Source organism: Martelella endophytica (assembly GCF_000960975.1).
Lineage (GTDB): Bacteria > Pseudomonadota > Alphaproteobacteria > Rhizobiales > Rhizobiaceae > Martelella > Martelella endophytica.
In genome coordinates this window covers 389,065-403,400 of sequence record NZ_CP010803.1, presented here as the reverse complement: position 1 = coordinate 403,400, position 14,336 = coordinate 389,065, and the positions used below count along the sequence as shown (strand labels likewise).

General features: G+C 64.8%; 11 protein-coding genes. 8 read left to right on the top strand and 3 right to left on the bottom strand.

Annotated elements, in window-relative coordinates:
* Position 1 precedes the first annotated feature (1 nt).
* Positions 2–907, bottom strand: a complete 906-nt coding sequence (locus tag TM49_RS01845; protein WP_045684608.1) for a LysR family transcriptional regulator — start codon at positions 905–907, stop codon at positions 2–4.
* Positions 908–1,088: 181 nt separating this feature from the next.
* Here TM49_RS01845 and TM49_RS01840 point away from each other — a divergent pair, with 181 nt between their 5' ends.
* From TM49_RS01840 to nagA, 3 genes are read left to right on the top strand one after another with little or no spacing between them, the layout of a single operon-like run.
* Positions 1,089–1,874 (top strand): GntR family transcriptional regulator, encoded by a 786-nt coding sequence (locus TM49_RS01840; protein WP_045679287.1) that lies wholly within the window; start codon positions 1,089–1,091, stop codon positions 1,872–1,874.
* Positions 1,875–1,897: 23 nt separating this feature from the next.
* On the top strand, positions 1,898–2,926 hold the full coding sequence (locus TM49_RS01835; RefSeq protein ID WP_045679286.1) for an SIS domain-containing protein: 1,029 nt from the start codon (positions 1,898–1,900) through the stop codon (positions 2,924–2,926).
* Position 2,927: 1 nt separating this feature from the next.
* The gene (nagA, locus tag TM49_RS01830; protein WP_045679285.1) at positions 2,928–4,070 is read left to right on the top strand and encodes an N-acetylglucosamine-6-phosphate deacetylase; all 1,143 of its coding nucleotides are present in this window, start codon (positions 2,928–2,930) and stop codon (positions 4,068–4,070) included.
* Here the strand turns inward: nagA and apbC are convergent, their stop codons facing one another.
* On the bottom strand, positions 4,071–5,171 hold the full coding sequence (apbC, locus tag TM49_RS01825; protein WP_045679284.1) for an iron-sulfur cluster carrier protein ApbC: 1,101 nt from the start codon (positions 5,169–5,171) through the stop codon (positions 4,071–4,073).
* Positions 5,172–5,724: 553 nt separating this feature from the next.
* On the opposite strand from apbC, the gene TM49_RS01820 reads away from it, so the two are divergent.
* From TM49_RS01820 to TM49_RS01805, 4 genes are all read left to right on the top strand, one after another.
* Complete coding sequence (locus tag TM49_RS01820; RefSeq protein ID WP_045679283.1) at positions 5,725–6,615, top strand: SMP-30/gluconolactonase/LRE family protein; 891 nt, start codon at positions 5,725–5,727, stop codon at positions 6,613–6,615.
* A 52-nt stretch (positions 6,616–6,667) separates the two neighbouring features.
* Positions 6,668–8,512 carry a DNA mismatch repair endonuclease MutL gene (gene mutL / locus TM49_RS01815; RefSeq protein WP_045679282.1) on the top strand — a complete coding sequence of 615 codons (1,845 nt, stop codon included), beginning with the start codon at positions 6,668–6,670 and terminating at the stop codon, positions 8,510–8,512.
* Between the two features lie 26 nt (positions 8,513–8,538).
* Complete coding sequence (locus TM49_RS01810; protein ID WP_045679281.1) at positions 8,539–8,769, top strand: DUF2093 domain-containing protein; 231 nt, start codon at positions 8,539–8,541, stop codon at positions 8,767–8,769.
* Positions 8,770–8,881: 112 nt separating this feature from the next.
* Positions 8,882–9,796 (top strand): bifunctional helix-turn-helix transcriptional regulator/GNAT family N-acetyltransferase, encoded by a 915-nt coding sequence (locus tag TM49_RS01805; protein WP_045679280.1) that lies wholly within the window; start codon positions 8,882–8,884, stop codon positions 9,794–9,796.
* A gap of 10 nt (positions 9,797–9,806) precedes the next feature.
* Here TM49_RS01805 and TM49_RS22510 read toward each other — a convergent pair whose 3' ends face one another.
* The gene (locus TM49_RS22510) at positions 9,807–12,722 is read right to left on the bottom strand and encodes a tetratricopeptide repeat protein (RefSeq protein WP_052699664.1); all 2,916 of its coding nucleotides are present in this window, start codon (positions 12,720–12,722) and stop codon (positions 9,807–9,809) included.
* A 471-nt stretch (positions 12,723–13,193) separates the two neighbouring features.
* Between TM49_RS22510 and bcsN the strand changes: the two genes are divergently transcribed.
* Positions 13,194–14,270: a cellulose biosynthesis protein BcsN gene (bcsN, locus tag TM49_RS22505; RefSeq protein ID WP_158498595.1), complete on the top strand. Its 1,077-nt coding sequence runs from the start codon at positions 13,194–13,196 to the stop codon at positions 14,268–14,270.
* Positions 14,271–14,336 lie beyond the last annotated feature (66 nt).

Sequence of the window (14,336 nt, the reverse complement as noted above, 5' to 3'; positions counted from 1 at the left end):
CTTATCGCTGTGCATGTTCGCGCAGAAAGGCCTCGAGGAACTCGGCGAGCGTGCGGGCGGCAAAGGTGGGTGTCGGTCCCTCGGCGCGCACAAGCCGCATGTCGCTTGAAATCTCGGCGCTTTCCTCGAATGGCCTCACGGTCAGCACGTTGTCCGCGATCTCTCGGGACACCGTCATCGCCGGCAGGATGAGCACCGCCGTGCCCCGGCGGGCCAATTCCTTCTGCAGTTCCAGCGAGGAGGTCGTGAACGCCGCCTCGACCGGCTCGAGCCCGACGGCGCGCTGGCGGTCATCGAAATCGCGCCGGATGGAAAAGCTGCGGTCGGGCATGGCGATGGCGTGCTGGCGGATCGCCGCAAGCGTGATCTCGCCTTCGCCGGCAAGCGGATGGTCCGGCGCCATCACCGGTTCGTGGTTGACGGCGATCGAAAACAGCGTGTCGACGCGGGCATCCTTCGGCGAGAACATCGTCACGGCAATATCGCTCTCGCCGGCCGAAACCGCATTCAGGGCGGCCGATGCGGAGGTGACCGCGACGGATATCGAAATCGCTGGGAACAGCGCGTAGAATTCTGCAAGCGCCGGCGCCAGAATGGCATTGATCACCGCGCCGTTGACGTGAACCGAGACGTGGCCGGATCTCAGCCCGCCGAGATCGTCGATCACCTGCCGCGCCGTCTCGAGGTCGCGCATGATCGCCGTCGAGCGCTCGGCGAAGAGCCGTCCGGCAGGCGTCAGCACGATGCCGCGGGCGCCGCGTTCCAGGAGCGGTGCGCCGAAATAGGCTTCCAGGTTCTCCAGCTGACGGCTGACCGCCGTCGGCGAGACGCCGAGCGTTTCGGCGGCCTGCCGGATCGAGCGGGAACGGACCAGTTCGTTGAAATAGGCAATGGCCTGAAGCTGCATGGTTCGATCTCTTTCGTGAAGCGGCGCATTTGACCGCGACCGCGCCGTTCCCGCAAGCTTCGGCATCCGAACTTGAAATTTTCGCGACACAAACAGAGCTTTCTTGCGCTTTGGTATCATATTGGTATTATCGCACGGGATGGATTCGGGAGGTCCAGACGATCGAAACGGACAGTCTTGCATGCACACTATTTTCGAGAACCTCGACGTATCGGGTGAGGGGCCTCTCTACCGCCGCCTGAAGGCTGCGATCGCCGAAGCCGTGGCGAATGGCAAGCTGGAGCGCGGCGCAGCGTTGCCGCCGGAGCGCGATCTGGCGGAGGCTTCCGGTGTCAGCCGGGTCACCGTCCGGCGCGCGATCGCCGAACTCACCCGCGAGGGCCTGCTCACCCGTCGCCAGGGTGCCGGCACCTTCGTCGCCCGCCCGGTCGAGCGCATCGAACAGTCGCTGAAGCGGCTGAGCTCGTTCACCGAAGACATGCAGGCCCGCGGCATGAAGCCGCACTCGCAGTGGCTGGAGCGCGGCCTGATGCCTGCCAGCGATGATGAGGCGCGGCGGCTTGGGATTGCCGCCGGAACGCAGATCGCGCGGCTCTCGCGCATCCGCTTCGCCGACAACATGCCGATGGCGATCGAACACAGCGCCTTGCCGCAGGATGTTCTCGATGCGCCGCAGGAGGTCAACGGCTCGCTCTATTCGGTCCTGTCCGAACGCGGCCGACGCCCGGTGCGCGCCACGGAAAGGATTTCCGCCTGCGTGCTCGACGATCACCAGGCCGAACTGCTCGCCGTTTCGCCCGGCGCGCCGGCGCTCTTCATCCTGCGCACGGCTTTCGATGCCGAAGGACGCGTGGTGGAGGTGACCGGAACCTATTACCGCAGCGATGTCTATGACCTCATCGCAGAACTCACATTCCAGAGCGTTGGCTCCGCCGTCGCCTACGTCGCCGACCAAGACGCCGTCTGAAGACAAGTATCGAGGAAGCTTTCATGAACGAACTGACCAATATGCGCCGGGAGATCAACGAGATACCGGCAGCCGCCGCGCGGCTTCTGAGCGAGGGCCGCGAGAGCTACGCAGCCGCGGGCAGGGCGCTTGCGGCAAAGGACCCCGCCGTGGTCGTCACCGTCGCCCGTGGCTCGTCCGATCATGCGGCGCTGTTCCTGAAATATGCGATCGAGCTGACCGCCGGCGTTCCGGTCGCCTCCCTCGGTCCCTCGCTTGCCTCGATCTATCAGGCGCCGCTGAAACTGAAGACGGCCGCTGCGATCTGCGTTTCGCAGTCGGGCAAGAGCCCGGATATCGTGGCGCTCGGCAAGGCCGCGCGCGAGGGCGGGGCGCTGACGCTGTCGCTGGTCAACACCATTGCCTCGCCGCTCGCCGACATCGCCGACCAGCCGATCGACATCGCCGCCGGTCCGGAAAAGGCGGTCGCCGCCACCAAATCCTATGTGAACTCGATCGTTGCCGGCCTTGCCGTTCTCGCCGAATGGACGGCCGATGCCTCGTTGAAGGCCGCGCTTGCGAAACTGCCCGAGGATCTTGAAAAGGCGCTCGCCTGCGACTGGTCGGCGCTGATGGAGCCGATGCGCGATGCGCAGTCGCTCTATGTTCTCGGCCGTGGCCCGGCCTTTGCGATCGCCAGCGAAGCGGCGCTGAAATGCAAGGAAACCTGCGAGCTTCATGCGGAGGCCTATTCCTCCGCCGAGGTGATGCACGGCCCGGTCTCGCTGGTCGAGGCCCGCTTCCCGGTGATCGCCTTTGCAGCCCGCGACAAGGCGGAGGACTCGATCGCCAAGACGGCTTCCGGCATGGCCGAGAAGGGCGCGGACGTGTTCCTGTCTTCCGAAAAGGGCCACGGTCCGAAAGTGCTGCCGCATGTGGCCACCGGACATCCGCTGACCGACGCTTTAGCGCTGATCGTGCCCTATTACAGCTTCATCGAAACCCTGTCGCGCGCCCGCGGCTTCAATCCGGATTCGCCGGTGGCGCTCAACAAGGTGACGGAGACCGAGTGAGATGAAAAAGGCGGTTACCGGCGCACGTATTTTCGATGGGACGGCGTTTCGTGACGGACTTGTCCTGGTTGTCGACGGCGATCGTATCGAGGCCATTGCCCGCCGCGCACCCCATGATGCGGAAATCATCGACGCGGCGGGAAAGCTTGTCGTGCCGGGTTTCATCGACCTGCAGGTCAATGGCGGTGGCGGCGTTCTGCTGAACAACGATCCGAGCCTCGAAGGGCTCGAAACCATCTGCCGGGCGCCGGCGCGCTTCGGCACCACGGCGCTGTTGCCGACGCTGATCACTGATAGGCCGGAGGTCGTGCGCAGCGCGGTTGCCGCCGGTCGGGCGGCGAAGGACGCAGGCGTTCCCGGCTTTCTCGGCCTGCATCTTGAGGGCCCGCATCTGTCGCTTGCCCGCAAGGGAACCCACGATCCGGCGCTGATCCGGCCGATGGATGCGGCCGATTACGATTTCCTGATCGACAATGCCGGCGCCTTCGGTGTCGGCCTGCTCACCGTCGCGCCGGAAAGCGTCAAGCGGGCGCAGGTCTCGGGGCTTGCCGGCGCCGGTTATACGGTCAGTCTCGGCCACACCGATACGGATTATGCGACGGCGCGCGAATATGTGACGGCCGGCGCCAGCATGGTGACGCACCTGTTCAATGCCATGAGCCCGCTGACCCACCGAGAACCCGGTGTCGTCGGCGCTGCGCTCTCCGAGGGGGCGCTCAATGCCGGACTGATAGCCGATGGCTTTCACGTCGACAGGGCGGCGATGGGGATTGCGATCAGGGCCAAGCTCGGGCCGGGGAAGATCTTTCTCGTCACCGACGCCATGTCGGTCACCGGCACGGATCTGCAGAGTTTCGAGCTCAATGGCCGCACCATCTATCGCAAGGGCGGCCGACTGACACTCGCAGACGGCACACTTGCCGGTGCCGACACCGACATGCTGACCTGCCTGAAGAACTGCATGGCGCTCGGCGTCGCGCTCGAGGAGGCCCTGCGCATGGCCTCCGCCTATCCGGCCGCAGCGGTCGGCGTCACCTCCAAGGGCACGCTTGCCCCCGGCCTCGACGCCGATTTCCTGATCCTGTCGGAAGACCTCACGCTGTCGGCGACCTATATCGGCGGCGAACTGGCCTTCTCCGCCTGATCAGTCGAACACGATCGCCGGCCCCTTGCGGGCGCCGGCGCCAAGGCCCTCGCGCGTTGCCCGGGCAATGGCGCGGTAGGCTTCGGCGTGCGGGCCGTCCGGCAATTCGGCGACCACCGGGGTTCCGGCATCCGAGCGCTCGCGGATATCCATGGCGAGCGGCACTTCGCCGAGGAAGGGCACGCCGATCTTCTCGGCCTCCGCCTTCGCGCCGCCATGGCCGAAGATATGGTGGGTCGCGCCGCAATCCGGGCAGATGAAGGCGCTCATGTTCTCGACGATGCCAAGCACCGGCACTGAGACCTTGTTGAACATCGCGATCGCCTTGCGGGCATCGATCAGCGCCAGGTCCTGCGGTGTGGAAACGACCACGCTGCCGGCAAGCGGCACCTGCTGGGCCATGGTCAGCTGGGCGTCGCCCGTGCCGGGCGGCATATCGACGACGAGCACGTCGAGTTCGCCCCAGGCGACCTCGCGCAGCATCTGCATCAGTGCCGACTGCACCATCGGCCCGCGCCAGATGACGGCGGTGCCTTCGTCGACGAGGAAGCCGATCGACATCACCTTGAGGCCGTATTTTTCCATCGGCATGATGGTGCGGCCGGGCCCCTGCATCGGTCTGCCGGAAAGGCCGAGAAGCCGGGGGATCGAGGGGCCGTAGATATCGGCGTCGAGCAGGCCGACGCGCAGTCCCTCGGCAGCAAGCCCGAGCGCCAGGTTGACCGAGGTCGTCGACTTGCCGACGCCGCCCTTGCCAGACGCGACGGCGATGATCGCGCCAATGCCGGGAATTTCGGGTTTTGCCTGCTGCTCCCCCGTCGGCCTCGATTTCGTCGCCGGTTTCTCGGATGCCGGCTTGTCGGCAGTCAGCGTCACCAGCGCCTGTTTTGCGCCCGGCAGAGCCTCGACGGCGGCAACGGCGGCGCGCCGCACCGGCTCGAAGGCCTCGACCTTGTCGGCTGGAACGCTGAGCGAGAAATAGGCCTTGCCGTCGGCGATGAAGATATCGGAGACAAGCCCGCTCTGGCCGAGCGGCGTGCCGTCGGAAAGCGTGACGGATTGGAGGCTCGCAAGAACCTGATCTTTGCTGAGTTCGGTCATGACGTCTCTTTCTGTGCTGAGACGTAGATAATGGGAAAATGCCTCCGCGCCAATGGCCGGCCGGACTTGAAAACGCCAAGAAAAACACCGGCGCAAATTCATCCTTAAGGATGACTGCTGCCGGTGTTTTCTGTTCTCAAGTCCGCGCTCTTGGGCGCGTATTGTTTTCATCCCCTCTGGAACTGGGGGGAGAGTGTACTATTAGTAAGCGCTTGGCAAGCGGCTTTTTTCGCGGAAGAACAGCCGGTTAGCCGGTTCGAACGGTGAGGCCGCCGAATCCTGACATTGCTGCACTGCACAAATTATTGACTGCGCTTATTTTTTGGGCTTCGTCGCTGCAATTGATCAGATGTTCAAAAACGTCGATTTTTTTTCATGTAAGCGCCGTCGCTGCCGCCCGGCATCACCATGTTTTCGCATTTGGCGTGCACAAACGGCGTTATTGCGCTCTGACTTTGTGATTGCGCATTTCCATGCCGCAGAAAGTCTGCGACGTTCGGTCATCAACCAGACAAGGTGCCGCAAAGGCATCGGCGGAGGAGCGTGAAGAGGCATGACAGCAGAAACAGTTTTTGAAGGCCGGATCCTGGTCACGGACCGGATGACGCTGGGCGAAGGTCCGGGCTACGATCCGAAGACGGATCTCATCTGGTGGTTCGATATCGTCAATTGCCGCCTGCATTTCCTCAATGCCTCCAACCGCGACCGCCGGGTCATTCCGCTGACCGAGATGGCAAGCGCGCTCGCTGTTGTTGACGATCACCGGCAGGTGCTTTCCACCGAGACCGGGCTTTATTTCCGCGACACATCCACCGGCGCGCTGACATTGCATGTCGCCATCGAAGCCGACGACCCGACGACCCGCTCCAATGACGGACGGGTGCATCCTTCAGGCGCCTTCTGGGTCTCGACCATGGGCAAGCAGGCCGAGAAGGAGGCTGGTGCCATCTATCACGTGCTTGAAGGCAAGGTGACCAAGCTCTTCGATCGTCTCACCATCCCGAACGCGATCTGCTTCTCGCCGGACGGCGATATCGGCTATTACGTCGACACCGACAACAATCGTCTGATGCGGGTCGACCTCGATCCCGAAACCGGGCTGCCGGAGGGCGAGCCGCAGCTCTTCATCGACACGTCCGGCAGGCCGGGTGGCATGGACGGCGCGGTTTGCGATGGCGACGGCCATATCTGGAATGCGCGCTACGGCGCCGGCCTGCTCGATCACTATGAGCCCGACGGAAGGCTCGTCGGCCGGTTCCAGTTGCCGGCGCTGCAGCCGACCTGCCCGGCCTTCATCGGTCGCGACGGCGGCTGGATGATGGTCACGACCGCCGCCCAGGGCACGACGCCGGACAAGGAGCCCAATGCCGGCTTCACCTTTGCTCTCGTCACCGGCGCCAAGCCGCGCTTCGATCCGCCCTACAGAGCGGTGCACGGCCTCTGAGCGGTCAAAACTTCGGTTTCACAAGGAAGGCGAATCCGGTTAAGACTGGGCCATGAGCATCATCCAGCTTTCGGAAACGGTCATCAACCAGATTGCCGCCGGCGAGGTCATCGAACGGCCGGCGAGCGCTGCCAAGGAACTGGTCGAGAATGCGCTCGATGCCGGGGCAACCCGCATCGAGATCGCCACGGCCGGCGGCGGCAAGGCGCTGCTGCGCGTCACCGACAACGGCTCGGGCATGAGCCCGGACGACCTGTCGCTCGCCGTGCGCCGCCACTGCACCTCCAAGATCACCGGCGATCTCACCGATATCCGCACGCTCGGTTTCCGTGGCGAGGCGCTGCCGTCGATCGGCTCGGTGGCGCGGCTTTCGATTGCAAGTCGCATGCGCGCGGCGGGTGAGGGCTATCGCATCGCGCTGGAAGGCGGCAGGCTCGCCGAGCCGGTGCCGGCACCCGTCAATCCCGGCACCATCGTCGAGGTGCGCGACCTGTTCTTCGCCACACCGGCGCGGCTCAAGTTCCTGAAGACCGAACGCGCCGAGGCCGGCGCCATCACCGAGGTGGTCAAGCGCATGGCGCTCGCCTTCCCGGCGGTGCGGTTCGTGCTGTCGGGCTCGGATCGCTCGACGCTGGAACTGGCGGCGACCGGCGACGATCGCCTGGCCCGCATCGCCCAGGTGCTTGGCCGCGACTTCCGCGACAACGCCATCGAGATCGATGCGGCGCGCGAGGATGTGGCTTTGACCGGCTTTGCCGGCGTGCCGACCTATAACCGTGGCAATTCCGGCCATGTCTATGCCTTCGTCAACGGCCGGCCGGTCCAGGACAAGCTGTTGATGGGCGCGATCCGCGCCGCCTATGCCGAGACCGTGCCGAAGGGCCGCTATCCGGTGGCGGTGCTGTGGTTCACGCTCGATCCGGCGCTTGTCGACGTCAATGTCCATCCGGCCAAGGCCGATGTCCGCTTCCGCGACCCGGGCCTCGTGCGCGGCCTCATCATCGGCGCGATCCGCGAGGCGCTGACCCGCTCCGGCGACCGCGCCTCCTCGACAGGGGCAGATGCGATGCTGAATGCCTTTCGTCCGGGCTTTGCGGTGCGTGACAATCCGGCCCGGGCGTTTTCGCCCGCCTTCGAGCGGCGGCCGAGCGCCGACTGGTCAGCCGCACGCTCGCCCTATCGCCCGCAAGGATTTGAAGAACGGCCGGCCGAGGCCTTTGCCGATGCGCCGGCGGCGCAGGATGGGTTTTCCGGGTTCGCCAGCCCGTCCGCCCGGGCCGAGACCTTTGCCGAGGCGCCCTCCGAGGCACCCGCCGCGAACCATCCGCTCGGCGCCGCCCGGGCGCAGATCCATGAGAACTACATCGTCGCCCAGTCGGAGACGGGGCTCATCATCGTCGATCAGCACGCCGCGCACGAGCGGCTGGTCTACGAGGCGATGCGCAAGGCGCTGGCCGATCGCCGGCTGCCCTCGCAGGTGCTGCTCATTCCGGAAATCATCGATCTTCCGGAGGAGGACTGCGACCGGCTGATGCCCTTTGCCGACGATCTCGCCCAGCTCGGCCTCGTCTACGAGCGGTTCGGCCCGGGCGCGATCGCGGTGCGCGAAACGCCGGCCATGCTCGGCGAGGTCGATGCCGTGGCGCTCGTCCGCCAGCTCGCCGACGAGGCGGCCGAATGGGAAACCGCCGACGGGTTGCGCAACCGGCTGGAGGCGGTGGCCGCCACCATGGCCTGCCACGGCTCGGTGCGCTCCGGCCGGCGCCTCAGGGCCGACGAGATGAATGCTCTTCTGCGGCAGATGGAGGTCACGCCGGGTTCCGGGCAGTGCAATCACGGCCGGCCGACCTATATAGAACTCAAGCTCGCCGATATCGAACGCCTGTTCGGGCGCTGAGCGGCGACAACAATGGAGCTGGAATATTGAATATTCTCGAGGGCAATGGCCGGGGCACGGCGAAAATCCGCTATCTCGACTCCGATTTCGAGGTCATCGTTCCCGGCACGCATGTCGTCTGCGCGGTGACCGGCAAGCCGATACCGCTGGATGAGCTCAGATACTGGAGTTCCGCACGCCAGGAGCCCTATTTCGATGCCCTCGCCTCGTTCGAGGCCGAAAAGCGCGCCGGGACACTCCCCACCGACAAGGCCTGATCCACTCTCTAGATGTAAGGCTCCGTGCCGCCGGCGGAAGCGTGACGATTGCCGTTGCAATAGTTGCTCCAAGCAATTAATAATTTGCCTAGAGCAATGATGGGAGGTGGCGATGCCGCAGCTTGACGATCGGGCCGATGCGGTTCGGCGCTTCAACCGGTTTTATACCCGCCAGATCGGCATCCTTCAGGAACATCTTTCCGGCAGTGATTACACGCTGACGGAGGTCCGGATTCTTTACGAGCTGGCGCACCGGGGCGGGCTAACGGCCGCCGATCTCTGTCGCGAACTGGGGCTGAACGCCGGCTATGTCAGCCGCGTGATCGCCGGCTTCGAGGCCGGCGGGCTGGTCGGGCGGTCGCGATCGGCAGCCGATGGCCGGGCGATCGAGCTGGGCCTCACCGAGCGCGGCCGAAAGACGCTGGCGCCGATCGAGGCGGCCTCTCGGGCGAGCGTGGCGGCGCTCCTTTCCAATCTTTCGGAAACCGAACAGTCGCGGCTTTTGGCGGCAATGGCGGATATCGAGCAGCTCCTCGGCGCGCCGAGCCCCGGCTACATCCTGCGCGCCCCGCGGCCCGGCGACTTCGGCTTCATCGTGCATCGCCAGGCCGTGCTCTATGCCGAGGAATATGGCTGGAACGACGAGTTCGAGGCATTGGCGAGCGAGATCGTCGCAAACTATCAGCGCGACTACGACTCGGCCTCGGACTACTGCCTGCTGGCCGAGCGCAATGGCGGTGTCGTCGGCTCCGTCTTCGTGGTGCGGGAGAACGACGTCACGGCAAGGCTCAGAATGCTCTATGTGGATCCTGCCGCCCGCGGCCACGGCATCGGCCGCCGGCTGGTGGAGGAGGCGATGCTGTTTGCGCGGCGGGCGCAATATCAGCGCATGGTGCTCTGGACCAACAGCGTGCTTGCCGATGCGCGGCGCCTCTACGAGCATGCCGGCTTCACCCTGACAAGCGAGGAGGCTCATCACAGCTTCGGCAGGGACCTCGTCGGCCAGGTTTTTTCCCGCGACCTCTGACCGGAGGTCGTCAGTTGGTGGAAAGGCCGAGCTGGTTGCGGGTGAGCGCAAGCCCTTCCATGCCCTTGCGATTGCCCATCTCCGCCAGTGCCGAGAACACCTGCATCGCGTCGCGATAGCGCTTCAGATTGTAGTAGGCGTAACCGCGGATCGCCATCAGATCGGTCTGTTCCGGCGCAAGCTGGTTGCGCTGGTCGAGGATCAGCAGGGCATCGTTATAGTGTCCGCCCTGGTAGGCGGCGATGGCGCGGTTGGTCAGGAGCTGCACCTGAACGCCGAGCTGACGATCGCTGCTGAGCGGTTCCTGGGCGGCGGCGACGGCGGCCTTGTTGTCAAGACCGAGGCGCATATAGGCAAGGCTCTGGCCATAGGCGGCGTCTTCGCGGTTCTTCGACGACGACGAGCCAAGGGCAACCTCGAAGGCCCGGACGGCCTCCATCGGCCGCTGCAGGTCCATCAGGCACCAGCCCTGGCGAAGGGCCGCATCCGGCGAGAGCTTGCCCGGATCGCTGCCGGACCAGCAGGAGCCCGACGACGAACTGCCGCCGCTCGAGCGGCTGCTGGCTGAAGACGACGATGATGTCGACGATGACGCGCGACGGGTTGTTGTTGTCGTGGTCGCGGCGGATGTGGTCGTTCCGGCCAGGTTGGCAAGTGCCGGCTGGTTGGTGCCGTCGGGATCGAGATAGGTATTGATCTCGAACTGGCGCAGATAGTCGCGGTTGGCATAGGCCTGCTGATCGAAGCGGTAGATCTCGGTCTTCTCCGAGGGTTCGCCGGTCGTGTAGAAGGCGGCCTGGATCTGGGCTGCAGACGGCTGATAGCCGTTGGCCTGATTGCGCAGCGCCGAGTTGATGATGGTCACGGTCTGGACGCCGGTGATCGGATCGGTCTTGATCATCGATTCCGGCACGTTCAGCCGGGCGAAGGCGGCGGCAAGGCTGGCCTGGCGCTCGCTCATGCCGGGGATGACCGGCGCAGCCGAGGCGCCGCCGGCAGCAGCCGTCGTGCCCGCGGCGTTCTGGCCGCCATAGTAATACTGATAGTATTCCGGCACGTAGTTGTTGAGTTGCTGGGTGTCCTCGGGCGCACCCATCAGCGGTTCGGCGCCGGGGTAATAGCGCGGCGCGGTCAGTGCCACGCCCTGGCCGCCCGAGAGCGGATCGGTCGTCGCCATGGCTTCCTGCGCATAGGAGGTGATCGGCTCCTGCTGGCCGGTCGCAAGGTTGATCTCGGCGATCGGCACGGCCACGGTCTGCGACTTGCCGCCCGGCTGCTCGACGCTGCGCAGCTCGAACACCGTTGCGGTCAGGTCCTCGAGCGATGTCACCGGCGCATAGGGGTCGTTGAGCCAGGCGATGCGCTCGGAATAGGGCGCCCAGACTTTCTGCATCAGGTAGACGCCGGGCCTGTAGTTCATGTCGTTGAGCATCAGCGTCACGCCATAAGCGGCGGGCTCATCCCATGGTTCGTAGGAAAGCGCGGCCTCGAACCACTGCAAGGCTGCGAGCGGCTGGCCGAAATCGTGGGAATACCAGCCGAACTGCTGTGCTGCCGTCGCGCTCTTGGTGGTGGTGACGACGTCCGCCATGCGCTTCAGGACTTCCGGCGAATAATCCCGGCGGGGAAGGGCGCCAAGCATGTTGACGACGGCATTGAGATAGGTGTCCATCGCCTCGGCGGAGGAATCGCGCCAGGGATACATGATCGCCTCGGCTTCGTCCGGCCGGTCCTGGCCGATCAGGATCAGGGCGAGACCCTGCGAGATGGTGGCGGAATCGCCTTCGTCGCGGGCCTTGCGGAACCACTCCTCGGCGGCATTCTCGCTGTCGCGGATCAGGAAATACCAAGCCAAAAGCTGGGAATCGTCCGGGTCCTTGCTCTCGTTGGCGATCTGCTCCATGCGGGCGAGGTCTTCGGGAGCGATGACGATGGTCTTGTCGTCGCCGGCCTCGGCGAAACGGTCGCGCAGCAGCGTGTCGCGGATTTCCTGGAATTCCGGCTGGCCGGCATCATTGGTGCGCTCGTAGCTCAGAAGCGTCTTCATGTCGTCGAAGGGCATGAATTCGAGCGCCTTCTGCATGGTCGCCAGACGTTCCTGCGGGTTGTCGCAGTTCTTCAGGATGTAGGTGTAGTCGTCCATGGCCCGCGACAGCTTGTCGGTCTTGGCGAAGGCTTCGCCGACCTGCCACAGGAGGTTGATCTCGGCGCAGGTGAGCAGGCTTGGTGCCTGCGAGGCGAGATCGATGACCTGTGCGTAATTGCCGTCATCGGCGGCCTGCAGAAGCTTGACGCGGGTTTCTGCGATATGGAGGCGGTTCAGGAGGTCGGCCGGCGGCTTCCAGTCCGGTTCCTCCTGCTGGCGCTGCTGGATCAGCTGGCGCACTTCCTGATAGTTGCCCTGGGCATAGTCCTCCCACATCGTGTTCAGCTGCTCATCCGTGCCGTCCTCGACGGCAAGCGGATTGGCAGGCGGCGTCCAGTTGGGATAGAGCGAGCGCAGGCGCGAGATCTCTGCCTGCAGGCGCTGCAGGTCGCCCTGCTGCGCGAAATAGCGCAGCGCGCTCTCGTCGACCCTGGGGCCAACCGGTGCTTCGGGCGCGCTCTGGGTCGTGTCGGTATTCTGGCTGCGGGTGATCTGGGTGACGTCGCCGCTGCGGGATTGCTGCTGGTCGGGCAGGTTGCGCAGGTCGCCGTTATTATCCTGGGCCTGCGCCTCGCGCACGGAGGAAAAGCCGGGCTGCGGTTGCGGGGCCGGGGCAGGCGCATCGCCGTCCACCATCTTGTCGTAGGCGTCCTGAAAGGATTCGTTGCCCTGCTGCGCCAAAGCGGGGCGCGCAGCGGTGTCGGAACCGGAACCATTCATGCCGATTGCACCGATCATGGCGATCGCGCCCGCGCTCAGTGCAATGTAAGCCAACTTCATGACATCGATTCTCCGACCAGTACGGGCAATGGTTGCCGACACGGCGCGCGCATCGTTTGTATCCCGCGTCCCCCATGGGCGATTGCCGCCGCCCGCCAGTAGGACTTAACTTATTTAACTGCCCCGATGAACAGGTGCCGCGGTAGAAATCCGTCGCGACCGGCCCCCATTTCGAATGCAACGTGCCAACTACAAATCCATATTGTCGTTAAGAAAGATTAAAAATAGCCGAATCCGGGCCAAACTTCGTAAGAAACGGCCAAAATCTCCTGCATGGCAGAAGCACTCCGTTAGGCGTTTGTTTACCAAGTTCTGAAAAAACTGCGGCAAAGCGTATAAATGGCCGAACCGGGCCGGAACTCAAGGTGCCCCCAGATGATGAAGCTGAATGCCCCAAGATCAAGGTTCAGGTGCCGCGGGCTCCTGGCCCTCGTTGCGGCGGCAATGCTTTCCGGCTGCGCCGGCGATCTGATGCCCTATACCTCGGCCGTACGCAATCTGATGCCGGAAGAGGCGGCGGTAATGCCGCCGCCCGGCGGCCCGGCCATCGTGTCGGTGCTGGAGCATCAGTATTCCAACGCCATCGACCAGCGGATCCTGTTGCGCACCAACGCCCGCACGCCTGGCCAGAACTATATCAACGCCATCTTCTTCGGGACCGGCAACTATTCGCCGATGAACAAGAACGCGCTCTCCTACCAGCAGGTCATAGACCTGAAGGTGGACGAGGAGATGCGTGAGGAGATCCCCGGCGTTGCGATGAAACAGTCGCCCTATTATGTCCAGAACAATTATGGCCCGTTCGGCTATGCCTTCGGCAAGGGCCGCGGCGACGATCTGTGCATGTATGGCTGGCAGCAGATCCGCGCCGGTCGGCAATCGTTGTCGGCCTTCGGCAACCCCGCCACCATCCAGATCCGCGTGCGGTTCTGCGAATCCGGGGCAAGCGAGGACGACCTGCTCGGGATCATGTACGGCTACACCATCAACGCCGCCGTCGAGGCCTATGGCTGGAACCCGTTCGGCGACGCCAATGCGCCGCCGCCGCTCCTCGGCGGACACAGCGCGCCCAGCTATCCGCGCAAGGCCTATGACGACCGGCCGGAAAACCTCGCCAATACCAGCAGGGTGCTTTCCTCCGGCACGTCAAGCAGCGCGACGCGCAGCACGGCGACGCGGACGGTATCGACCAATGTCGGCGAAGTCGATGTCGAGGTCCTGCCGGCCGGATCGCTGCCGCCGGGAACGCCCATTGCCTCGCCCGCATACATGCCGCCATCAATGCCGGCGCAGACCATTCCGACACCGGCTCAGCCAGCGACGCGGCTGACGACGCCGACATCGGTGAGCGCTCCCGCGACAGCCATTTCGACGCCGCCCGCAACAGGGTCCGCCATTCCGACGCCTAGCCGGCAGACGACCAGCGCGCCGGTGACCACGACAGCGGCTCCGGCGGCTCCGGCACCCGCGGCCACGCGCAGCGTGGGCAGCATTCCGACGCCGCCCTGCCGGCTTCTTCCCGGGTCCACAACCGTTACCTGCGAATGAGGTTCAGCATTCCATCTGCGGCAGCCGTGACACGAACAACACGCAGGAAAAACTGTTGCGGCTTGG

Excerpts from the sequence above, each read along its gene's own strand:
- TM49_RS01845 (WP_045684608.1), bottom strand. The coding sequence starts at position 907 with ATGCAGCTTCAGGCCATTGCCTATTTCAACGAACTGGTCCGTTCCCGC.
- TM49_RS01840 (WP_045679287.1), top strand. The coding sequence starts at position 1,089 with ATGCACACTATTTTCGAGAACCTCGACGTATCGGGTGAGGGGCCTCTC.
- TM49_RS01835 (WP_045679286.1), top strand. The coding sequence starts at position 1,898 with ATGAACGAACTGACCAATATGCGCCGGGAGATCAACGAGATACCGGCA.
- nagA (WP_045679285.1), top strand. The coding sequence starts at position 2,928 with ATGAAAAAGGCGGTTACCGGCGCACGTATTTTCGATGGGACGGCGTTT.
- apbC (WP_045679284.1), bottom strand. The coding sequence starts at position 5,171 with ATGACCGAACTCAGCAAAGATCAGGTTCTTGCGAGCCTCCAATCCGTC.
- TM49_RS01820 (WP_045679283.1), top strand. The coding sequence starts at position 5,725 with ATGACAGCAGAAACAGTTTTTGAAGGCCGGATCCTGGTCACGGACCGG.
- mutL (WP_045679282.1), top strand. The coding sequence starts at position 6,668 with ATGAGCATCATCCAGCTTTCGGAAACGGTCATCAACCAGATTGCCGCC.
- TM49_RS01805 (WP_045679280.1), top strand. The coding sequence starts at position 8,882 with ATGCCGCAGCTTGACGATCGGGCCGATGCGGTTCGGCGCTTCAACCGG.
- TM49_RS22510 (WP_052699664.1), bottom strand. The coding sequence starts at position 12,722 with ATGAAGTTGGCTTACATTGCACTGAGCGCGGGCGCGATCGCCATGATC.
- bcsN (WP_158498595.1), top strand. The coding sequence starts at position 13,194 with ATGCCCTATACCTCGGCCGTACGCAATCTGATGCCGGAAGAGGCGGCG.